The 20,387-nt window shown below is 67.7% G+C and carries 20 protein-coding genes and 1 pseudogene; 8 read left to right on the forward strand and 13 right to left on the reverse strand.

What is annotated here, in order from left to right:
• The first annotated feature begins 19 nt into the window (after positions 1 to 19).
• The 3 genes from ACY3FI_RS13585 (at position 20) to ACY3FI_RS13595 (ending at position 2,848) form a co-directional block, all read left to right on the forward strand.
• Positions 20 to 1,069: a methionine synthase gene (locus ACY3FI_RS13585; RefSeq protein WP_462548093.1), complete on the forward strand. Its 1,050-nt coding sequence runs from the start codon at positions 20 to 22 to the stop codon at positions 1,067 to 1,069.
• A 227-nt stretch (positions 1,070 to 1,296) separates the two neighbouring features.
• The gene (locus tag ACY3FI_RS13590) at positions 1,297 to 2,286 is read left to right on the forward strand and encodes a carboxypeptidase-like regulatory domain-containing protein (RefSeq protein ID WP_462548094.1); all 990 of its coding nucleotides are present in this window, start codon (positions 1,297 to 1,299) and stop codon (positions 2,284 to 2,286) included.
• A 136-nt stretch (positions 2,287 to 2,422) separates the two neighbouring features.
• Entirely contained in the window at positions 2,423 to 2,848 is a 426-nt protein-coding gene (locus ACY3FI_RS13595) for a PRC-barrel domain-containing protein (RefSeq protein ID WP_462548095.1), read from the forward strand.
• Between the two features lie 122 nt (positions 2,849 to 2,970).
• Here ACY3FI_RS13595 and ACY3FI_RS13600 read toward each other — a convergent pair whose 3' ends face one another.
• Positions 2,971 to 3,600, reverse strand: a complete 630-nt coding sequence (locus ACY3FI_RS13600) for a TetR/AcrR family transcriptional regulator (RefSeq protein WP_462548096.1) — start codon at positions 3,598 to 3,600, stop codon at positions 2,971 to 2,973.
• Between the two features lie 91 nt (positions 3,601 to 3,691).
• Here ACY3FI_RS13600 and ACY3FI_RS13605 point away from each other — a divergent pair, with 91 nt between their 5' ends.
• A complete protein-coding gene (locus ACY3FI_RS13605) occupies positions 3,692 to 4,438 on the forward strand; it encodes an SDR family NAD(P)-dependent oxidoreductase (protein ID WP_462548097.1) in 747 nt (248 codons plus the stop codon).
• A 1,145-nt stretch (positions 4,439 to 5,583) separates the two neighbouring features.
• On the opposite strand, the gene ACY3FI_RS13610 is transcribed toward ACY3FI_RS13605, so the two are convergent.
• The 7 genes and pseudogenes from ACY3FI_RS13610 to nrdH all read right to left on the reverse strand — a co-directional run bounded on the left by ACY3FI_RS13610 (position 5,584) and on the right by nrdH (position 11,988).
• Positions 5,584 to 5,883 carry a hypothetical protein gene (locus tag ACY3FI_RS13610; RefSeq protein ID WP_462550401.1) on the reverse strand — a complete coding sequence of 100 codons (300 nt, stop codon included), beginning with the start codon at positions 5,881 to 5,883 and terminating at the stop codon, positions 5,584 to 5,586.
• Between the two features lie 27 nt (positions 5,884 to 5,910).
• A pseudogene (locus tag ACY3FI_RS13615) lies at positions 5,911 to 6,210 on the reverse strand (HNH endonuclease); the annotation flags it as partial.
• A complete protein-coding gene (locus tag ACY3FI_RS13620; protein WP_462548098.1) occupies positions 6,207 to 7,589 on the reverse strand; it encodes an AAA family ATPase in 1,383 nt (460 codons plus the stop codon). The pseudogene ACY3FI_RS13615 and the gene ACY3FI_RS13620, both read right to left, overlap by 4 nt.
• A gap of 442 nt (positions 7,590 to 8,031) precedes the next feature.
• On the reverse strand, positions 8,032 to 9,033 hold the full coding sequence (nrdF, locus tag ACY3FI_RS13625; protein WP_462548099.1) for a class 1b ribonucleoside-diphosphate reductase subunit beta: 1,002 nt from the start codon (positions 9,031 to 9,033) through the stop codon (positions 8,032 to 8,034).
• A gap of 94 nt (positions 9,034 to 9,127) precedes the next feature.
• Positions 9,128 to 11,233, reverse strand: a complete 2,106-nt coding sequence (gene nrdE, locus ACY3FI_RS13630; protein ID WP_462548100.1) for a class 1b ribonucleoside-diphosphate reductase subunit alpha — start codon at positions 11,231 to 11,233, stop codon at positions 9,128 to 9,130.
• 17 nt (positions 11,234 to 11,250) lie between these two features.
• Positions 11,251 to 11,667: a class Ib ribonucleoside-diphosphate reductase assembly flavoprotein NrdI gene (gene nrdI, locus ACY3FI_RS13635; RefSeq protein ID WP_462548101.1), complete on the reverse strand. Its 417-nt coding sequence runs from the start codon at positions 11,665 to 11,667 to the stop codon at positions 11,251 to 11,253.
• Positions 11,668 to 11,754: 87 nt separating this feature from the next.
• Positions 11,755 to 11,988: a glutaredoxin-like protein NrdH gene (gene nrdH, locus ACY3FI_RS13640; protein WP_058769310.1), complete on the reverse strand. Its 234-nt coding sequence runs from the start codon at positions 11,986 to 11,988 to the stop codon at positions 11,755 to 11,757.
• Between the two features lie 401 nt (positions 11,989 to 12,389).
• On the opposite strand from nrdH, the gene ACY3FI_RS13645 reads away from it, so the two are divergent.
• On the forward strand, positions 12,390 to 13,595 hold the full coding sequence (locus ACY3FI_RS13645; protein ID WP_462548102.1) for an MFS transporter: 1,206 nt from the start codon (positions 12,390 to 12,392) through the stop codon (positions 13,593 to 13,595).
• Here the strand turns inward: ACY3FI_RS13645 and ACY3FI_RS13650 are convergent.
• Complete coding sequence (locus tag ACY3FI_RS13650) at positions 13,592 to 14,053, reverse strand: SdpI family protein (RefSeq protein ID WP_462548103.1); 462 nt, start codon at positions 14,051 to 14,053, stop codon at positions 13,592 to 13,594. The two genes, ACY3FI_RS13645 and ACY3FI_RS13650, sit on opposite strands and share 4 nt — an antisense overlap.
• Positions 14,054 to 14,106: 53 nt before the next feature.
• Between ACY3FI_RS13650 and ACY3FI_RS13655 the strand changes: the two genes are divergently transcribed.
• Positions 14,107 to 14,925, forward strand: a complete 819-nt coding sequence (locus ACY3FI_RS13655; RefSeq protein ID WP_462548104.1) for an aldo/keto reductase — start codon at positions 14,107 to 14,109, stop codon at positions 14,923 to 14,925.
• A 7-nt stretch (positions 14,926 to 14,932) separates the two neighbouring features.
• Here the strand turns inward: ACY3FI_RS13655 and ACY3FI_RS13660 are convergent, their stop codons facing one another.
• Complete coding sequence (locus ACY3FI_RS13660; RefSeq protein ID WP_462548105.1) at positions 14,933 to 15,271, reverse strand: hypothetical protein; 339 nt, start codon at positions 15,269 to 15,271, stop codon at positions 14,933 to 14,935.
• 95 nt (positions 15,272 to 15,366) lie between these two features.
• Here ACY3FI_RS13660 and ACY3FI_RS13665 point away from each other — a divergent pair, with 95 nt between their 5' ends.
• A complete protein-coding gene (locus ACY3FI_RS13665; protein ID WP_462548106.1) occupies positions 15,367 to 16,197 on the forward strand; it encodes a hypothetical protein in 831 nt (276 codons plus the stop codon).
• Between the two features lie 59 nt (positions 16,198 to 16,256).
• Entirely contained in the window at positions 16,257 to 16,778 is a 522-nt protein-coding gene (locus ACY3FI_RS13670) for a ribonuclease H family protein (protein WP_462548107.1), read from the forward strand.
• A 100-nt stretch (positions 16,779 to 16,878) separates the two neighbouring features.
• Here ACY3FI_RS13670 and ACY3FI_RS13675 read toward each other — a convergent pair whose 3' ends face one another.
• From ACY3FI_RS13675 to ACY3FI_RS13685, 3 genes are read right to left on the reverse strand one after another with little or no spacing between them, the layout of a single operon-like run.
• Positions 16,879 to 17,130, reverse strand: coding sequence for a DUF6458 family protein (locus ACY3FI_RS13675; RefSeq protein WP_462548108.1), 252 nt, complete (start codon positions 17,128 to 17,130; stop codon positions 16,879 to 16,881).
• A gap of 59 nt (positions 17,131 to 17,189) precedes the next feature.
• The gene (locus tag ACY3FI_RS13680; RefSeq protein WP_462548109.1) at positions 17,190 to 17,714 is read right to left on the reverse strand and encodes a GNAT family N-acetyltransferase; all 525 of its coding nucleotides are present in this window, start codon (positions 17,712 to 17,714) and stop codon (positions 17,190 to 17,192) included.
• Positions 17,715 to 17,755: 41 nt separating this feature from the next.
• Entirely contained in the window at positions 17,756 to 20,311 is a 2,556-nt protein-coding gene (locus tag ACY3FI_RS13685) for a DEAD/DEAH box helicase (RefSeq protein WP_462548110.1), read from the reverse strand.
• Positions 20,312 to 20,387 lie beyond the last annotated feature (76 nt).

A 20,387-nucleotide genomic window follows, 5' to 3' on the forward strand; every position in this document is an offset into this window, starting at 1 on the left:
CGACTGGACCTCCACGCGCATGAGCACCCTCCTCCCCACCTCGATCGTCGGCAGCCTGCCGAAGCCGTCCTGGCTCGCCGAGCCCGAGCGACTCTGGTCCCCCTGGCTGCTCGACGGCGACGCACTGGTCGAGGGCAAGCAGGATGCCCTGCGGTCGGCCGTCCACGAGCAGGAGCGCCACGGGATCGACATCGTCAGCGACGGCGAGCAGACCCGGCAGCACTTCGTCACGACGTTCATCGAGCACCTCGACGGCATCGACCAGGAGCGCAAGGAGACCGTCCGGATCCGCGACCGGTACGACGCCGCCGTCCCGACCGTCGTCGGTGCCGTCAGCCGCCCGAAGCCGGTGTTCGTCGAGGACGCGAAGTTCCTCCGCGCGCAGACCGACCGCCCGATCAAGTGGGCGCTCCCCGGCCCGATGACCATGATCGACACGCTCTCCGACCAGCACTACAAGAGCCGCGAGAAGCTGGCGTGGGAGTTCGCCACGATCCTCAACCAGGAGGCCCGGGAGCTCCAGGACGTCGGCGTCGACGTCATCCAGTTCGACGAGCCCGCCTTCACCGTCTTCCACGACGAGGTGCAGGACTGGGGCGTCGCCGCTCTCGAGCGTGCTGCCGAGGGTCTGCGCGCCGAGACCGCCGTCCACATCTGTTACGGCTACGGCATCGAGGCGAACAACAAGTGGAAGGAGACCCTCGGCGCCGAATGGCGGCAGTACGAGCAGTCCTTCCCGCTCCTGCAGCAGTCGTCGATCGACATCGTCTCGCTGGAGTGCATCCACTCCCACGTCCCGCTCGAACTCGTCGAGCTCATCCGTGGCAAGAAGGTCATGCTCGGCGCGATCGACGTCGCGACCGAGACCGTCGAGACGCCGGAGGAGGTCGCGGAGGTCCTCCGCCGCGCACTCGAGTTCGTCGACGCCGACAAGCTCATCCCCAGCTCCAACTGCGGCATGGCTCCCCTTGCGCGGCGTGCGGCGCTGGACAAGCTCGGCGCGTTGTCCGCTGGTGCGGACATCGTGCGGGCCGAGCTCGCCAGCGTCACCGTGCAGGTGTCGCGCTAGCCGCGCGGCTGCACAGGACGGCCCACCTCGACAACGGGGCGGGCCGTCTCCCGTGTCGCGTCCGCCGAGAGCTCGGGTCTCAGCCCGGCCTGGAGGCACGGGTCAGCCCCGCCAGGCACATCGCGTCGGCAGGGACGCACCCGTCGCGGGCCTGGCCCGCGGTCAGCAGTCCGCAGGACGCGTACAGTCCCAGCCAACGCACCACTGCCGGAGGATCGGGGAACGCGATGCGATTGATCACGGGGACGACACTGGTCGTCGCACTGGCAGCGGGAGCGCTGATCGGGCTCGCACCGCCCGCGACGGCGGCCGGCTCGGGAACGATCACCGTCCAGCTCACGACGCCGGACGGCACTCCGATCCGCCTGGCGGACGTCGAACTCGCGGCGAGCAACACAGACACCCTCGTCGGTGAAGTCACCACGGATGACGACGGCGCCGCGACGTTCAGCGGCATCCCGGCACCGGACACCATCACGGTGGGCACGCGGCGGTTGCCGCCGCACGGAACCGGGACCTACGCGCCCGCGCTCCGTTCAGGCATCGCGGTCCGCAGCGGTTCGACGGTCGTGGTCGACCTGCCGCTCGTGATCGGCGCCACCGTCCAGGGAGGCGTGGTCGACCCCACAGGACCCGCCGTCGGACGACTCATGTACGCATCGGACGTGGACACCGGCCGCGTTTTCCGCACGACGACCGACAGCGCCGGCCACTACCAGTTCGTCGGACTGAGCACCGGGAAGTACCGCATCGAGGCGTACGTCAGCGGGAACGCGTCACCGGCCGTCTGGAAGACCCGGGTCTACCAGCAGCGCGGGACGCTCCCGGCTTCGCAGGTGACGTTGTCACGGCACTACGCGCACGACGACTACGACCTGATCGTCTACGCCTCCGCGGCGTCCCGCGCCCCGTCGGCCCAGCTGAGCGGCGCGACCATCACGGTCGCGAACGTGACGACCGGAGCATCGTTCTCCACCCGGTTCTCCACGCTGCTCGACGACGAGCAGACAGCGCAGTTCCAGATCCCCTCCGGGCAGTACCTCGTGGAACTCCGCACGGCGCCGACGTCCGCGACACCCGCACGGCTGCTGTGGCTCGGACGTCCCGGTGGCGTGTACCGGTACGTCGCCGACCGGTCGAACGCCATCCCGGTGCAGGTCGTGTTCGGCGGTCACGAGTTCACGGGCGGGTCGTTCTCAGAGACGGCGTCCCGCTGAGTACCCCGAGGTCGCCGGACCCAGGCGGCTCGCCACGAGGGGGCGTGCGAGCTCCTGCTCCCGCCGACAGGGCTGGTGACGGCCTTCGCGCGACCACTGACACAAGCGGATCAGGCCAGGAGCGTTGACTACGCCCATGATCACCAAGAACACGATCCACGAGGTCGAGAACGCGACCGTCCGAGACCGCAACGGCGCCTCCGTCGGCAAGGTCGTACAGGTCTTTCCCTCCGACGAGGACGGCAGCGCCGCGTTCGTCAGCGTCGCGACGGGCCTCCTCGGTGGACATCCCGCGCTCGTCCCGGTCGAGGACGCCACCTTCGACGGAACGGACCTCCACGTCGGGTACACGAAGAGCGCGATCAAGGGCGCACCCTCCCCGGGAGCCGGGAACACGTTGTCCTCCACCGAGGTGAACGCCGTCCGCGGGCACTTCGGGCTCTCACCCGCCGGCAAGGCGACCGGCGACATGGGCGACCCGCACGAGAACCTCGACCAGGCCGGCACCGGTCCGGCTGGCGCAGACGACACCGAGGGCGCGGGAACGACGCCGCCGGCTTGAGCGGTCCCGGAGCGCGCCGTCGCGCCCGCTGGATGCGCGCCTCCAGACCCGTCCTGGAGGCGCGGCGACGGCCCGCCCCGCTGGTCACGTCGCCGCGGCGTCACCCTGGTGCGTGACGACGCTCAGTCCCAGGGACCGTCCGCGGTGCCGAGGTGCTCCTCACCGAGCGCGGTGATCGGCAGGGCCGCGAGGCTCGCGATCCCCACCTGCAGGAGCGCCGCCCGCGAGGTCCCGACGCGCCCGATCGCCCCCATCCCCTCGATGACCGCGCAGAAGTAGGTGCCGAGCGCATCGGCGTCGGCGTCTACCTCGACCTCACCAGCGGCCTGCGCGTCCTGGATGCAGGCCGTGTAGCCCGCGCGGATCGTGTCGAAGGCCTCGGAGACGGTGGCGGCGACCTCCGGGTCGCGGGCGGACAACTCCACCGCTGCGCGGAGCAGCAGGGAGGGCGCCCCCTGCGCCGCCCCGTGCTCGACCGCAACGGACACCAGCTGCGTCCGGATCCGGGCGATCGGGTGCTCGGAACTCCGCAGGACGCCCTGCACGACCTCGACGGCTTCGGCGGTGTCGCTGAGGAAGGCGCGCATGAAGAGTTCCTTCTTGCCGCCGAACGTGTTGTAGAGGCTCTGCCGCCCGATCCCCGTGGCCTCGAGCAAGTCGTCGAGGGACGTGCCGTCGAACCCGGACTCCGCGAAGGTGCGTCGGGCGCGCTCGACGACGTCGGCCTCGTCGAACTTGCGCGGTCGGGGCATGTGCACTCCTCGGAAGTCGTTGTTGACTGATCAGTCAAGCACGGAGTACCGTTCTGGACCAAGCAGTCAACAACAGTTCCAGGAGGACACCATGGTCGGAGCACTGCAGGACAAGACCGCGCTCGTCACGGGCGGGACGTCGGGCATCGGCCTCGCGGTCGTGCGCCGCTTCATCGACGAGGGCGCACACGTCTTCGTCACCGGTCGGCGCCAGGTTGCGCTCGACGCGCTGCGCGACGAGTTCGGCGACGCGGTCACGCCCATCCGTGCCGACGCCGCCGAGCCCTCCGACATCGCGACGCTCTTCGCCGCGGTCGCCGAGCGCGGTCGCGGGCTGGATGCGGTGCACGCGAACGCCGGCGGCGGGGAGTTCAAGCCCCTCGACGCCGTCACCGCCGAGGACTTCGAGGCGACCTTCGGCACCAACGTCCGCGGGACCACCCTCACTGTGCAGGGCGCGCTGCCGTTCCTGCACGAGGGGTCCGCCGTCGTCGTGAGCGGTTCGACGGCCGCGTCAGGCACCGAGCCGTCGTTCGGCCTGTACGGGGCGTCGAAGGCCGCGATCGCCGCACTCACCCGCACGTGGGCGGCCGAGCTCGCACCGCGCGGCGTCCGGATCAACACGGTCGTCCCCGGGCCTACCGAGACGCCGGGTCTCGCGGGCCTCGCCCCGGGCAACCCCGACGCGATGCTCGAGCAGATGGCGAGCGGGCTCCCGTTCGGCCGACTCCTGCGTCCCGACGAGGTCGCCGCCACGGTGCTCTTTCTCGTGACGGACCAGAGCTCGGGGATGACGGGGAGCGAGCTCCTCGTCGACGGCGGCAGCAGCATCGCCTGACCCTGCCGACATGTCCGGTCTCGCCCTCCCGCCCCGCCCCGCACGGCTCCCCCGACGGCGGCAGGCGCAGGATGGCGCGGTGACCATCCGACCCGAGCCGCCGGCCTCGACGCCCTGCATGAGTTCGTCCCGCACGCCGGCGCGGACTACCGCCGTGACCGCAGCCACGACCTCGGCCCCTCGCGGACGAATGTCTCCGGGCTGTCGCCGTACATCCGGCATCGCCTGGTCACCGAGCAGGAGGTCGTCGACGCCGTCCTCGCCCGACACGACCTGCACGCCGCGGAGAAGTTCGTGCAGTAGGTGTTCTGGCGCACCTACTGGAAGGGCTGGCTCGAGCAGCGGCCCGAGGTGTGGCGGCGGGTACCGCGGACGCGCTGCAAGCGCCTCACCGGGTGTCGGTTCCCGCTGGGCTCATGCCGCCGTGGCTTCGTGGGGCCCTGGCCGGTGGGTCATCGCCGGCATACCACCCGCCGGTCGTAGGTGCGGCGTCGTCGCTGGTCGAGGACCCGGGAGCTGCCAGGCCCCCCTCGCCGTTGCTCGCTGCCGGTCGCGCCTGGGTGTTATCGCGCCTGTCGCTGCTCGGCTCCAACCCGCGCGTGCTCGTCGACGGCGACCTGCACGGGTTGAATAGCATCGTCGGCGACGGACAGGTCACGGGGTTGATCGACTCTGCCGAGGCCGTGGCGCAGCCGGCGGACGTCGAGCTCGACGCGATCCTGCAAGGGTGTGCGCGGCCGGAAGAGTTCCCACCGACGTCCTCATCGCCCGGGCTCGATCCGGCGTCACTGGCTCCGGTGCCGGGATGGTTGGAGGAGGCGTATCCGAGCTGTTTGCGCGGCCGTCGCTTCCGGCGCGGCTGCCGTTCTACGACCTGTGGGTGGAGCTGGCGATCCTCAGGCGCCATCCCGATGCAGAAGTGTGTGCGGTGGCGAAGGGGCGGAATGTGCGGACGGCCGGCGGAGACGGCCGATAGGCCGCACCATAGTCAGGACGTCTCACCCGGCCTCAACGATTGCACTCATTGCCATTCGCACAGGGGTACTTGCTTCCCGGCCGCTGACAGCATCGCACAGGAACGCGAGGGACCGGGAAGGAAGCTCTGCCCTTGCGACTTTTCACTACACGGTGCACCTGTCGAATCCCTAGAGTTTGGAACGCAACACATTGGAGATGGCCTGAACGGACAAATCATCGCCCGCATCGGCACGATCGACTTGCTCCTCAAACTCGTCCTCTTCAACTGGATCTGGCCAACCGATGTTCAACTGCGCGAATCTCCCCAGATCGCACGCTTCTATCGTCCACTCACCTTTCTCCGATCCCTTCACGGCAGCATAGACTAGGCCCGCCACCACAATATGGTCAAAGTAGTAATCGAAATGCGGGTGAACAATCAGGAATTCAGACCCGGAGCTTGGGTAGACCAATGCGCTCGGATCCACCAGGGTTTCCTCATCTCGCTTAGGACCATTACAATCCGGGCACGATAACGCTAGATTCGCTGGTGTGAACATGAACTGAGGGTGAAGCCGCCTCGGGACGATATGCTCGGCATCCCAAGCTCGCATGTGTCTTATGGGAAAAACCTGTCGGCAGTAGCAACACTGGAAGCCTTGTGCTGCCTGGTAGTGACGCTTGATAGCGGCTCGAACTGGCTTCGCATCAACATGCGACCAGTACCGGTGATCGCTGGACCCACTCGAGTTGAACGAATCAACGACTTTGAGGACATCCCCACTATAGACAACCGGGGGTAGATAGCGTGTCAATTCACCTCCCTCGCTCGCGCCACAGCTGCGTCGAGGTCTTCGATCACACGCCTGACTCCTAATGAGAGGTCATCCGCCGTGAGAGCGCTCCTCAGGATCTCAAGAAGGTCGTCAAACTCTGTCCCCTCATAGGCCCCTCGCGTTGCAAGTCGGAGCGCCCGAACCAGCGTATGTTTGATGTACAAATTATCCGGGCCCGAAATGCGGAACGTATTAAGCAGCACAGCGTCGAGGGAACTCGCAGGGTCATCTACTTCGATAGCCGATGTCTCCACCGATGCCCCAGAGTCGCCCGGAGCAGGAGACTCGATCGCCTCGAGGGAAACGATCGAACCCAAATTCTTTCCCATACCAGCCACCAAGAGAGGCGAGTGCGTCGCAATAATAAAATGACATCCGGTGAATTCACTGAATGCGGCCCTCAGCCTCCCAATATATTGCGACTGCAGTTCGGGGTGTAGGCTAATCTCCGGCTCATCCACCAGTACCAGGCTTCCATCATCAATAGACGATGCAATACCAAGCATGGTTGTGATGAATGACAATTCGCCCGAACTTGCCGACTGCACGTCTATCGGGCTCTCGGCACCGATGGGGAATAAATCAACGCTCCTGATACGGATCATCCCAGCCCGCCTGAGTCTTTGAGCCGCGCGCAAATGCTCGACGCGAGTACTGACCTCCTCCGCGAAGTCTGCACGGAGGCGAATTGTCCCGCGCTCGACTACCTCCGCGATCAATGCAACTGCGGACTGGAGATTGTCAATCTGCTCGGTCGTTATCTCCTTCCAACTAGGGTCGAATCTTGCAGGAACCTCCTCGCTACGCAGTAGCGTCTCAAAAGCGACTCTGCCCGCAGCAGCTCCTGCTCCGAGCAACGCCCGCCCCATACTGGTCCAGTCATACAGAACCACCACACGAGGTTCGTATTTGAGATCAACAAACACGTCGCCGATTCTGCTCCTGCGATAGCTATCTTCGCCAAGGCTGTCGAAGATGGCTTCTAGACCCCTGTATAGGCCGGCGGTGCCTGATATACGGCCGCGAGAGTCCTTCAAGCCGAGATACCTGTAATTGGACATTTTTCTATCGAGGTTGTCGCTGTCTAGAACCCGTGGCAGTGCAAATTTATCGAACGCACTCGCAGTCGTTGCAATCACACGTCGTGGCCCAGGAGCTTGCGACGATCCGAGCCTGATCGTGTTCAGGTTATACGTAAGACGGCCTCGGTCAATCTCCGCATCGACGCTATAGCCGTTCACCTCAAAGTTGACGACGGCAGATATTCCTTTACGAGGGCGCTCGCCCCCTAGTGCTGCGAATACCGTAGCGATTGTTGCGAGGAGCCGAGATTTACCTACTCCGTTTCTGCCGGTCACTATAGTAAGGGAGTTGGCAGATCGGTCCCGCGCTCGCCCAAAGGCAACGCGGACTCCAGGAGCATCGTCCTGCTGCACGAATACGGAGCGGAGTCGAAACGAGTCGGGCACGCTCTGAGCTTATCCAGACCTGACCGGTTGGGAAGCGCACCGATGCAACTTCGAGTTGGAACGGGCCCGCGCCCAGCTGAATGAACCTATCGGGTCGCACCGAGAGAGCCGCCCCGCTTGCACGTTCGGATGTGTCGCGCTCGCGGACAGAGGAGGGAAGGGTCAGCTTTCAGTTGGATTGAGCGCCTGAAAAAAGCGCCGGCGCTGGAGGTCATCGGCGTATTAGCGCTTCCAACTCGCGCGATGCCGCCTACATCGGCCGCGTGCAGCAAAGCCTTATGACGCCCCGCCAGCCGAAGCCGACGGGGCGCCCCCACGAGTCAGACCAGACTCAGAAGTCCCAGTCCTCGTCCTCCGTCACGACGGCCTTGCCGATGACGTACGACGACCCCGACCCCGAGAAGAAGTCGTGGTTCTCGTCAGCGTTCGGCGACAGCGCCGACAGGATCGCCGGGTTCACGTCCGTCGTCTCCTTCGGGAACATCGGCTCGTAGCCCAGGTTCATCAGCGCCTTGTTGGCGTTGTAGTGCAGGAACTTCTTGACGTCCTCGGTCAGCCCGACACCGTCGTAGAGGTCCTGCGTGTACTGGATCTCGTTCTCGTAGAGCTCGAACAGCAGGTTGAACGTGTAGTCCTTGATCTCCTGCTTGCGCTCCTCGGAAGCGCCCTCGAGGCCCTTCTGGAACTTGTACCCGATGTAGTACCCGTGGACGGCTTCGTCGCGGATGATGAGGCGAATCAGGTCAGCGGTGTTCGTGAGCTTCGCACGCGAGGACCAGTACATCGGCAGGTAGAAGCCGGAGTAGAACAGGAACGACTCGAGCAGCGTCGACGCGACCTTGCGCTTCAGGGGGTCGTCGCCGGTGTAGTAGTCGAGGACGATCTGGGCCTTCTTCTGCAGGTTCACGTTCTCGGTGGACCAGCGGAAGGCGTCGTCGATCTCGGGCGTCGAGGCGAGCGTCGAGAAGATCGACGAGTAGCTCTTCGCGTGCACCGACTCCATGAACGCGATGTTCGTGTAGACGGCTTCTTCGTGCGGGGTGATCGCGTCGGGGATCAGGCTGATCGCGCCGACGGTGCCCTGGATGGTGTCGAGCAGCGTCAGGCCGGTGAAGACCCGCATGGTGAGCTGCTGCTCCTCCGGCGTGAGCGTGTTCCACGACTGCACGTCGTTCGACAGCGGCACCTTCTCTGGCAGCCAGAAGTTGTTGACCAGACGGTTCCAGACCTCGACGTCCTTGTCGTCCTGGATGCGGTTCCAGTTGATCGCACTGACCGCGCTGATCAGCGGGATGGACTTGCCCGTGGCGTGGACCGGGTCGGTGAGGGTCATGGGATTGTCTTCCGGATTCGAGATGGTGATCTGATGACGGTCTGGAGGCGCGGGGCGGGGCCCGCCCCGCGCCTCCAGGAAGAGAGCAGCGGCTCTACAGCATGCAGCTGACGCAGCCCTCGACCTCGGTGCCCTCGAGGGCGAGCTGGCGCAGACGGATGTAGTAGATCGTCTTGATGCCCTTGCGCCATGCGTAGATCTGCGCCTTGTTGATGTCGCGCGTCGTGGCGGTGTCCTTGAAGAACAGCGTCAGGGACAGGCCCTGGTCGACGTGCTGGGTCGCCGCGGCGTACGTGTCGATGATCTTCTCGGCACCGATCTCGTACGCGTCCTGGTAGTAGTCCAGGTTGTCGTTCGTCATGAACGGCGCCGGGTAGTAGACGCGGCCGAGCTTGCCTTCCTTGCGGATCTCGATCTTCGACGCGATCGGGTGGATCGACGACGTCGAGTGGTTGATGTACGAGATCGAGCCCGTCGGCGGGACAGCCTGCAGGTTCTGGTTGTAGATGCCGTACTGCTGGATGGACGCCTTCAGCGCCTTCCAGTCATCCTGCGTCGGGATCGTGATGTTCGCGTTGTCGAACAGCGACGCGACGCGCTGGGTCGCCGGCGTCCACGCCTGGTCGGTGTACTTGTCGAAGAACTCGCCCGACGCGTACTTCGAGTCGCGGAAGCCGTCGAAGGTCTCCCCCGTCTCGATCGCGATGTTGTTCGACGCTCGCAGGGCGTGGAACAGCACCGTGTAGAAGTAGATGTTTGTGAAGTCGATGCCCTCTTCGGAGCCGTAGTAGACGCGCTCACGAGCGAGGTAGCCGTGCAGGTTCATCTGGCCGAGGCCGATGGCGTGCGACTTGTCGTTGCCGTCCTCGACGGAGCGGACCGACGTGATGTGCGACATCTGCGACACCGAGGTCAGGCCGCGGATCGCCGTCTCGATCGTCTTGCCGAAGTCCGGCGAGTCCATCGTCAGCGCGATGTTGAGCGAGCCGAGGTTGCAGGAGATGTCCTTGCCGATCTCGTTGTACGAGAGGTCCTCGTTGAACGTGGTCGGGGTGTTGACCTGCAGGATCTCCGAGCAGAGGTTGGACATGTTGATCCGGCCCTTGATCGGGTTGGCCTTGTTCACCGTGTCCTCGAACACGATGTACGGGTAGCCCGACTCGAACTGGATCTCGGCGATCGTCGTGAAGAAGTCACGCGCCTTGATCTTCGTCTTCTTGATGCGCGGGTCGTCGACCATCGCGCGGTAGTTCTCGGAGATCGGCACGTCGCCGAAGGGCATGCCGTAGACCTTCTCGACGTCGTACGGCGAGAAGAGGTACATGTCCTCGTTGTTCTTCGCGAGCTCGAACGTGATGTCAGGCACGACGACGCCGAGGGACAGCGTCTTGATGCGGATCTTCTCGTCGGCGTTCTCACGCTTGGTGTCGAGGAACTTCATGATGTCGGGGTGGTGCGCCGACAGGTAGACGGCACCGGCACCCTGTCGCGCACCGAGCTGGTTCGCGTAGGAGAAGGAGTCTTCCAGCAGCTTCATCACGGGGATGATGCCCGAGGACTGGTTCTCGATCTGCTTGATCGGGGCGCCGGCCTCGCGGATGTTGGAGAGGAGCAGGGCCACGCCGCCGCCGCGCTTCGAGAGCTGCAGCGAGGAGTTGATGCCGCGCGAGATCGACTCCATGTTGTCCTCGATGCGGAGGAGGAAGCAGGAGACGAGCTCGCCGCGCTGGGCCTTCGCCGTGTTGAGGAACGTCGGGGTCGCGGGCTGGAAGCGGCCGGCGATGATCTCCTCGACCAGGTCGATCGCGAGCTGCTCGTTGCCCTGCGCCAGACCGAGGGCGGTCATCACGACGCGGTCCTCGAAGCGCTCGAGGTAGCGCTTGCCGTCGAACGTCTTGAGCGTGTAGCTCGTGTAGTACTTGAACGCACCGAGGAACGTCTGGAACCGGAACTTCTTCGAGTACGCCAGGTCGTTCAGACGCTGGATGAAGTCCATCGAGTACTGCTCGATCGTCGCCGCTTCGTAATACTCGTTCTCGACCAGGTAGTCGAGCCGCTCCTTCAGGTTGTGGAAGAAGACGGTGTTCTGGTTGACGTGCTGCAGGAAGAACTGCTTCGCGGCCTCACGGTCCTTGTCGAACTGGATGTTGCCGTCCGCGTCGTAGAGGTTGAGCATCGCGTTGAGGGAGTGGTAGTCCATCCCCGTCTGCGGCGACGTCAGATCGACGTCTGCAACTGCTGCGTCCAAAATGCTTCCAATCCAGTGGTGACTGCGTGCACGTCGTCCGGCGTGCCGAAGAGTTCGAAACGGTAGAGGACGGGGACGCCGCACTTCTGCGAGATGACGTCCCCCGCGAGACCGTAGGCCTCGCCGAAGTTCGTGTTGCCCCCGACGATCACACCGCGGATGAGCGAGCGGTTGCGTCCGTCGTTCAGGAACTTGATGACCTGCTTGGGGACCGCCCCCTGCCCGTTGCCGCCCCCGTAAGTGGGCAGGACGAGCACGTACGGCTCGTCCGCGTGCAGGAACGGATCGGTCGGGTAGAGCGGGATCCGGTCGGCCGGCAGTCCGAGCTTCTCGATGAAGCGGGCCGTGTAGCCGGACACGCTCGAGAAGTAGACGAGGCGACTCATGTGCGCTCCTGGGTCAGAGGTGCGGACAGCGGATCGGAGGTGTCGGTGTGTTCCCCGGCGGAGAGGCGGGGGAACACACCGACGACGTCACGCGAGTTCGGCGCTGAGCGTCGCGATCTTGTCGGGACGGAAGCCCGACCAGTGGTCGTCGTCGGTCACGACGACGGGGGCCTGCATGTAGCCGAGGCTCTTGACGTGCTCGAGCGCGGCCTCGTCCGTCGAGACGTCGTGCACCTCGTACTGGATGCCCTTGTTGTCGAGGGCCCGGTACGTCGCGGTGCACTGGACGCAGGACGGCTTGGTGTAGACGGTGACGGCCATGGTCTCCCCTGGTTTCTTGCTGGTTGGTACTGGCTCTGGAAGTGGTGCTGAGCCAGGTGTTGCTGATGCCTGTGCAGCCGGTTCCGGGAGGGGCCGCTGCGATGCCTCCACACTACATCTAGTGGCCGGTCGCGTCACCGACCACAAGAGGAAGTGTTACAGCCGTGTAGTTCTCCACAAGCTCTCCACAGTGTGAACAGCTGCGGGAGGCCCGTGATTCCGCCATTCTCCGGCCCACCACCGACACTTCCCCACACCCGTGGACAGGTTCGATCCACATGTGTGGAATCGGCGCATCGGCGTGTCGCGAGCAGTGTCCACAGGACCGCCCGAACACCCTCTCGTCCACACCACCCCCGGACGGGTGACGGCCCCGACCGGCCGGTCCGTACACTCGACACGTGAGTACGTACGGGCCCCTGCTGAAGACCCCCGGAGTCGGTCGCGTCATCGCCGCGCAGCTCACCGCACGCTTCCCGTTCGGCATGCTGTCGCTCGCCTACCTGCTGCACGTCGAGCACATCTTCGGCTCGTACGGCGCCGCCGGTCTGGTCCTCGCGACCACGAGCATCGGCCAGGCCATCGCGGGCCCGCTGACCAGCCGGTGGATGGGCAGCTGGGGCATGCGGCCCGTCCTCATCCTGACCAGCACCGTCGCACTGGTGAGCATGGGCGTCATCGCGTTCTTCGTGATGCCCCTGTGGGCGTACGTGGTCGTCGGGTTCCTCGGCGGCCTCGCCGTCCCGCCCGTGCAACCGGCCGTCCGCACGATCTACCCGAAGATGGTGACGTCGGCGCAGCTCACCCCGCTGTTCTCGCTCGACGCCAGCGCGCAGGAGCTCATCTGGGTCGCCGGCCCAGTCATCACCACCTTCGTCGCGACGCAGATCGGTACGGTCCAGGCGATCGTCGTCGCGATGGTGTTCCTCGTCGTCGGTGGCGTGTGGTTCATCGCCTCCCCCGAGCTCGGCCGCGTTCGCATCCCCCGCTCGAAGCGCGCGTTCGGCGTCGTGCTGAAGCGACCGTCAGTCGTCGTCGCCACCCTCACCGGCCTGCTCCTCATCGGCGCCTGCTCCGCCGTCGAGGCCAGCGTGACGAGCGTCTTCGGCGAGGGCAGCCCGAACGCCGGCATCGTGCTGGCGGTCTTCGCGGTCGGCTCACTCATCGGCGGCCTGGCCTTCGGTCACCGCCCGATCTCCCCGAACACCCTCTGGGCGCGGATGGCCGTCGTCTTCGTCGGCCTCGCTCTCGCGGTCGGCGGGACGGACTTCTGGTGGCTGTGCCTGGCCCTGCTCATCGCGGGCGGCGGCATCGCGCCGGCCCTCGCGGTGATGTTCGGCTCGGTGTCCGCGACGGTCAAGTTCTCCGACACCGCCGAGGCCTACGGCTGGATGGGCACCGGCCAGCTCATCGGCGCGGCCGGCGGGTCCGCCGTGGCCGGGTTCCTCATCGACGCCGAGGGCCCGACCGGCGGCCTGATGGTCGGCGCCGCGATGGCCGCTGCGGGCGTGGTGCTGCCGCTCGTCACGAAGCGCTGGCTCCCCGACCTGCGCGGTCGCGACGCGAGCCCCATCCCCGACACCGAACCGGTCAACATCCCCACCTAAGACGGCCGCTCCCCACCGGCGGGAGCGCTTCGCGGCGACCCCGCCTGCGCTCCTGCCGCGGCGTCGTCCGTGCGACCTGCCGCGCGATGTGCGACCACAGCTCCACTGATCAGGAGGAAGAGGCCGCTCGCCATCCCGATGAGGACGAACGGTTCAGCGATGCTCGGCGGCGCGAACATGTCCGACAGCCCCGCTCCGCAGAACCCCGCGGCCGCGCCGTGGAGCCACGGACGCGCCGCCCGATGGCCGGCTCTCCAGGTCGCCTCCGACCGCATGACGGACGAGATGCGGATGCCGACACCACCGTTCCGCCGCACGACCCCTAGCGATGCGAGCTCTCCGACGAGGGACACGATGACGCCACTGCAGGTCAGGGCGACTCCGGACAAGATCATGCCGAAAGCCAACAAGCCCGGCACGACCGTGTCAAGTACCAGATTGTGCATATCAGCAAACATTGCTCTGGCCTGGAGGCGCGACGCACGCCCGCCCCGCCCGGCAGGATGGGCGCATGGTCACCTCCATCCCCCTCCGCGACGGCCGCAGCATCCCCGCCGTCGGCTTCGGCGTCTACAAGGTCGACGACGACCAGGCGGCCACGGCGGTCGGCCTCGCGCTGGAGGCCGGGTACCGCCACGTGGACACGGCCGAGATGTACGGCAACGAGACCGGCGTCGGGAAGGCGATCCGCGCCTCCAGGCTGGAGCGTGACGACGTCTTCGTGACGACCAAGGTGTGGAACGACCACCAGGGGCGCGACGCGACCCTGCGGGCGTTCGACGCCAGCCTCGGCCGGCTGGGACTGGACGCGGTCGACCTCTACCTCATCCACTGGCCGGCCGCGGTGAACGACCGGTACGTCGAGACCTGGCGGACGCTCGTCGAACTGCGGGAGTCGGGCCGCGCACGGAGCGTGGGCGTCTCGAACTTCCAGGTGCCGCACCTCGAGCGGGTCATCGGCGAGACGGGCGAGGTGCCCGCGGTGAACCAGGTCGAGCGGCACCCGTGGCTGCCGCAGCACGAGCTGATGGCCTTCCACGCCGAGCACGGCATCGTGACCGCGGCGTGGTCGCCGCTCGGGCGCGGTCGGCTCGTCGACGAACCGGTCCTCGTCCGCATCGCCGAGGCGCACGGGGTGAGCGTGGCGCAGGTGCTCGTGCGGTGGAACGTGCAGCAGGGGGTCGTGGTGCTGCCGAAGTCGGTCACGCCCGAGCGGATCCGGTCGAACCTCGACGTGGGGGGTTTCGTGCTGACGGACGAGGACCTCGCGGCGATCGCGACGCTCGAGTCCGGGCAGCGGACGGGCTCGCACCCGGACTCGGTCGCGTAGTCGAGCGTCAGCCCCGGCGGTCCTCCTCGGACTGCCACGGCAGGTGCAGGTCGCCCGGCTCCGGCTCGACGTCGCCGGCGTCGTCGGCTCCGCCGGTCCCTGGTGCGGCGATCACCTTCGAGGGGTCGATGCCGTCGGCTTCGAGGTCGGCGTCGTCACGCTGCTCGGTCTGCGACGCCACCATCTCCCGCTCGCTCGACGGGCTGTAGGACGTGTCGGCGGCCCGCTGCTCGCGCTCGCTCACACCGTCGGTGCCCTCGTGGTGGGCCGCGTCGCGCAGGGCGTCGTTGCGTGCACGGTCATCGGACGGTTCGGGGCCGGGGGCCTGCGGGGTGTTGTCGCTCATGCCCCGGACAGTAGGCGGGGCACCCTGGTACCGGTTCGGTCACGCTCGCCCTGATCCGCTTCCCGCTCCCCTACGCTCACTCCGAGGGGGAACACATGCGCCACATCCGCACGACCACGACCACGACCGCCGCCACCGTCGGCACGATCGTCGCCGCGCTGCTGCTCACGGGTTGCACGGCCTTCGGTGGTGACGACACCGTGCCGGAGCCCAGCCGCACCGCGACCGCCGAATCGCGCACGCCGGTCGACGCGGACGCCGCGCCGGACACGACGGCCACGCCGACGAAGCAGCCCGTGCCCACCGGCACGGTCGTCGCCGAGACCGACGTGGTGTCGAAGAGCCGGAAGACGTCGATGCACGTCCGCGTCGTCGCGAACGAGGACGGCGGCTACGACGCGGCGTTCTCCGACTACCGCACGACCGACCCACAGCCGATGACCGTCGAGTTCCGCCGCTCCGCAGACTACGGCGACCCGCGGGACAGCGCGGTCGGTCAGGTCACGTGGACGAAGGACACCGATGTGCCTGCAGGGGTCGGGCTCTCGCAGGCGGGCGCGTACCCGGACTGGCTGCACGCCGTGGTGCTCGTCCCTGCTGCCTCCGCAGACGGTCAGAGCGACGCCGACCGCCCCTGGGTCGGCACGGTGCTCGCGCTGGGCACGCTGCGGTGGAACCTCCCCCAGCCGTACCCGGACCTGGAGGTGACGGCCGGCAAGGACCGGCCCGGCGCGTACGGCGCCGTGTCGGACCGCGCCGGGCGACCGGCCACCTACCGCGTGGTGGAGGGCGACGAGACGGCCACCGTGGCCGAGCGCTTCGGCATCACGCAGGACGAACTGCAGTGGCTCAACCCGACGCTCACCCTCACGGGCAGCCGGCTCTACGAGGGCAGCGCGCTCAACCTCGACCCCGCCGCGCGCTGACCCCGGGTCGCGGTCCGTTACGGTTGAGCCGCACACCGCACCACCCTGGAGGTCCTCCCGTGACGATCGTCGCCGCCGCAGACGGCTCCGCCCTCGGCAACCCCGGCCCGGCCGGTTGGGCCTGGTACGTCGACGACGACCGGTGGGCCGCCGGCGGCTGGCCGAGGGCCACGAACAACATCGGGGAGCTCACCGCCGTGCTGCAGCTCCTCCGCGCGACGAAGGACACCGGCGAACCGCTGCACATCCTGTGCGACAGCCAGTACGCGATCAAGGCGTGCACCGAGTGGCTCGCGGGCTGGAAGCGGAAGGGCTGGCGGAAGGCCGACGGCAAGCCGGTCCTCAACGTCGAGATCATCAAGGAGCTCGACGCCGAGCTGCAGGGCCGCGAGGTCACGTTCGAGTGGGTCCGTGGGCACGTGGGGCACGAGATGAACGAGGCGGCGGACGTCCGTGCCCGTGGCGCAGCGACCGCGTACCAGAACCGCACCGAGGTGCCGACCGGGCCGGGCTGGCCGGGCACGGACGTCGAGCCCGCACCGGAGCCCGTGCAGGTCGAGCCGCCCGCCACCCTGTTCTAGCGAGCGAGCGAGCGAGCGAGCACGCACGCACGGCAGCGAGCGAGCGAGTCCAACGACTACGGGCCCGGACGACATGTCGTCCGGGCCCGTCGTCGTTCGCTCAGTAGGTGCCGTCGCGGCGGTCCTGGCGGGTGATCTGCTCGCCCGACGCCGGGTCGACGCCGGAGCGCGTCGTCGTGGTGGTGCGGCGACCGCCGAACGCCACCGCGAGGCTGATGATGAGCAGCACGACACCGGCGGCCATCAGGATGTACCCGATCAGACGCAGGTCGATGCCAGCCACCTGGAAGTTCAACGCGAAGGCGACGATGGCGCCGATCACGATCAGCGCGATGCTGGATCCGATACGCATGGGGGTTCCTTCTCGACGTGCCCGGCCGGTCCGGGGCTGCCGTCGAACGTACCCGTCCGTCAGAGCGGGCGTTCCCACAGCGTGACGGTGGTGGTCAGTCGGGCGTACCGGTGGGGCTTCGTCTCGCCGGTCGGGGCGTACCCGAGCGCACGCCAGAAGGGCTCGGCGACCTCGGCGTTCGTCGCGACGATGCCCAGCCGGAGCCGCACGACCCCGGAGGCGGCAGCGGCACCGGCACCGGCACCGGCACCGGCACCGGCCGGCATCTCGCCCCGCAGCCACGCCACCACGGCCTCGTGCATCGCCCGCCCGAGTCCGCTCCCCTGCCGGTCGCCATGGACGACGAGCAGCCCGACGAACGCGCACGCCGCGTCCGGGTACCCGACGAGCACGTCGGCGAACGCCACGAGCACCTCGCCGTCCCACAGCCCGAGCCCGTGCTTCCCCGTCGGGTCGAACCCGTCCGGCACCGAGATGAGTGCGCTCAACCCGTCGGACGGCCCGGGCGGGTACCCCGTGATCCGCTCGGCGTAGGACGGCACCGACTCCAGCAGACCCTGCAGCGCGTCGACGTCGTCCGCCACCAAGGGCCGGAACGACGACGAGGACGACGAGGACGACACGATCAGTCCACGTCCACCTCGGACCAGCCGTCGAACCGGCCGATCTCGGTGACCCGGACGACGGCCTCGCCCGCCTCGTCGGAGGCATCGAGGTCGATCGTCGCCGAGAACCCGAAGTCCTTGTCCCCTTCCGGGTCGGCGAAGATCTGCCGCGCCCGCCACGTCCGCCCCTCCTCGGACAGCACCAGGTACTGCATCGACCGGGCGTCCGCGTCGGTGCCGATCGTGTCGTGCTCCTCGTAGTACTCCTCGAGCACGTCGTCCCACGCCGACCGGTCGAACCCGTGCACGGCGTCGAGCTGCCCGAGCCCGGTCGGGTCGTCCGCCGCCGCGAGGAGCACGCGCTGGAACAGGGCGTTCCGCACGAGCACGCGGAACGCCCGCGGGTTGCCGGTGAGCCGCGCGGGCTGCGGCGGTGCGATCTCCTCGTGTTCGGCCTCGGCACGAGCGACGTCGCCGTTGACCAGCGCCTCCCACTCGTCGACGAGCGAGGAGTCGGTCTGCCGGACGACCTCGCCGAGCCACTCGATCAGGTCGTCGAGCTCGGGGGTGCGTTGCTCGTCGGCGATGGTCTGCCGCATGGTCCGGTACGCGTCGGAGAGGTAGCGGAGGACGAGGCCCTCGGAGCGGGTGAGCTCGTAGAAGCGCACGAAGTCGCCGAACGTCATCGCCCGCTCGTACAGGTCACGGACGACGGCCTTCGGCGACAGCGCGAAGTCGAGCACCCACGGCTGTTCTGCCGCGTACGCCTCGTACGCGGCCTCGAGCAGTTCGGCCAGCGGCTTCGGCCAGGTGACCTCCTCGAGCAGCTCCATGCGCTCCTCGTACTCGATCCCCTCCTGCTTCATCCGTGCGACTGCCTCGCCGCGCTCCTTGAACTGCTGTTGCGCGAGGATCGCCCGCGGGTCGTCCAGGGTCGCCTCGACGATCGACACCATGTCCAGGGCGTAGGTCGGCGACTCCGGGTCGAGCAGCTCGAACGCCGCGAGCGCGAACGGCGACAGCGGCTGGTTGAGCGCGAAGTTCTGCTGCAGGTCGACGGCCAAGCGGTACACGCCGTCGACCTTCTCGATGACGCGCGCGTTGATCAGCGTCCGGGCGATCGTCAGCGCCCGTCGTGCCATCGCGAGCTGTCGTGCGCGGGATTCGTGGTTCTCGAACACGAGGGCACGGACGTCGTCGAACGGGGAGACCCCGCGCGCCACGACGGCGAGCACCATCGCGTGCGTGATCCGCATCCGCGACACCATCGGTTCCGGCTCGGCCGCGATGAGCCGCTCGAACGAGGCCTGCCCCCAGGACACGAAGCCCTCCGGTGCCTTCTTCCGCTTGATCTTGTTCTTCTTCTTCGGGTCGTCCCCGGCCTTGGCGACGGCCCGGGCGTTCTCGATGTCGTGCTCGGGGGCCTCGGCGACGACGTCACCCTCGGTGTCGTACCCGGCGCGGCCGGCCCGTCCGGCGATCTGGTGGAACTCGCGCGCCGAGAGCTGGCGCATCTTCGTGCCGTCGAACTTCGTCAGCCCGGTGAAGAGCACCGACCGGATCGGCACGTTGATCCCCACGCCGAGGGTGTCGGTCCCGCAGATGACGGGCAGGAGCCCGCGCTGTGCGAGCTGCTCGACGAGCCGCCGGTACTTGGGCAGCATGCCGGCGTGGTGGACGCCGATGCCGGCCCGGATGAGCTTCGACAGGATCTGCCCGAACCCGGCGCTGAACCGGAACCCGGCGATCGCCTCCGCGATCTCGTCGCGGCGCTCGCGACTCGCGACCTTCGCGGACAGCAGCGACTGCGCCCGTTCGAGCGCCGCCGCCTGGGCGAAGTGCACGATGTAGACGGGCGCCTTGCCCTCCTCGAGCAGGCGTTCGACGGTCTCCTGCACGGGCGTCATGACGTACTCGTAGGCGAGCGGCACCGGCCGGTTCACGCCGGTCACCCGGGCCGTGGGTCGGCCGGTGCGCCGCGACAGGTCGTCGGCGATCGTCGTCACGTCGCCGAGCGTCGCGGACATCAGGAGGAACTGCGCGCGCTCCAGCACGAGCAGCGGCACCTGCCACGCCCACCCGCGGTCGGGGTCGCCGTAGTAGTGGAACTCGTCCATCACGACGACGTCGACCTCGGCCTCCGGGCCCTGCCGGAGTGCGAGGTTCGCGAGGATCTCCGCCGTGCAGCAGACGATCGGCGCGTCCGCGTTGACACTCGAGTCGCCGGTCACCATGCCGACGTTCTGCGGGCCGAACAGGTCGACGAGCTGGAAGAACTTCTCGGAGACGAGCGCCTTGATCGGCGCCGTGTAGTAGCTGCGCTTCCCCTCGGCGAGCGCCGCGAAGTGCGCCGCCGCGGCGACGAGGGACTTGCCGGTGCCGGTCGGTGTGCTGAGCACGACGTTCGCGCCGGACACGAGCTCGATGAGCGCTTCGTCCTGCGCCGGGTAGAGCGGCCGGCCGCCGACCTCCGCCCAGTCGGCGAAGGCCTGGTAGACCGCGTCCGGGTCGACGGCGCCGTCGACGGCCGCCGGCAGGGCGGCGACGAGCGGCGGGGCGGTGGTGACGTCGGTCATGCCCCCATCCTCCCAGGTGGGTGGTGACCAGGAGACGGACGGGAGGCGCGTGGCCGGGCCGCCACGCGCCTCCCGT

The organism is Curtobacterium sp. RM9 (assembly GCF_054956955.1).

Excerpts from the sequence above, each read along its gene's own strand:
- ACY3FI_RS13585 (WP_462548093.1), top strand. The coding sequence starts at position 20 with ATGAGCACCCTCCTCCCCACCTCGATCGTCGGCAGCCTGCCGAAGCCG.
- ACY3FI_RS13590 (WP_462548094.1), top strand. The coding sequence starts at position 1,297 with ATGCGATTGATCACGGGGACGACACTGGTCGTCGCACTGGCAGCGGGA.
- ACY3FI_RS13595 (WP_462548095.1), top strand. The coding sequence starts at position 2,423 with ATGATCACCAAGAACACGATCCACGAGGTCGAGAACGCGACCGTCCGA.
- ACY3FI_RS13600 (WP_462548096.1), bottom strand. The coding sequence starts at position 3,600 with ATGCCCCGACCGCGCAAGTTCGACGAGGCCGACGTCGTCGAGCGCGCC.
- ACY3FI_RS13605 (WP_462548097.1), top strand. The coding sequence starts at position 3,692 with ATGGTCGGAGCACTGCAGGACAAGACCGCGCTCGTCACGGGCGGGACG.
- nrdF (WP_462548099.1), bottom strand. The coding sequence starts at position 9,033 with ATGACCCTCACCGACCCGGTCCACGCCACGGGCAAGTCCATCCCGCTG.
- nrdE (WP_462548100.1), bottom strand. The coding sequence starts at position 11,233 with ATGGACTACCACTCCCTCAACGCGATGCTCAACCTCTACGACGCGGAC.
- nrdI (WP_462548101.1), bottom strand. The coding sequence starts at position 11,667 with ATGAGTCGCCTCGTCTACTTCTCGAGCGTGTCCGGCTACACGGCCCGC.
- nrdH (WP_058769310.1), bottom strand. The coding sequence starts at position 11,988 with ATGGCCGTCACCGTCTACACCAAGCCGTCCTGCGTCCAGTGCACCGCG.
- ACY3FI_RS13650 (WP_462548103.1), bottom strand. The coding sequence starts at position 14,053 with ATGTTTGCTGATATGCACAATCTGGTACTTGACACGGTCGTGCCGGGC.
- ACY3FI_RS13655 (WP_462548104.1), top strand. The coding sequence starts at position 14,107 with ATGGTCACCTCCATCCCCCTCCGCGACGGCCGCAGCATCCCCGCCGTC.
- ACY3FI_RS13660 (WP_462548105.1), bottom strand. The coding sequence starts at position 15,271 with ATGAGCGACAACACCCCGCAGGCCCCCGGCCCCGAACCGTCCGATGAC.
- ACY3FI_RS13665 (WP_462548106.1), top strand. The coding sequence starts at position 15,367 with ATGCGCCACATCCGCACGACCACGACCACGACCGCCGCCACCGTCGGC.
- ACY3FI_RS13675 (WP_462548108.1), bottom strand. The coding sequence starts at position 17,130 with ATGCGTATCGGATCCAGCATCGCGCTGATCGTGATCGGCGCCATCGTC.
- ACY3FI_RS13685 (WP_462548110.1), bottom strand. The coding sequence starts at position 20,311 with ATGACCGACGTCACCACCGCCCCGCCGCTCGTCGCCGCCCTGCCGGCG.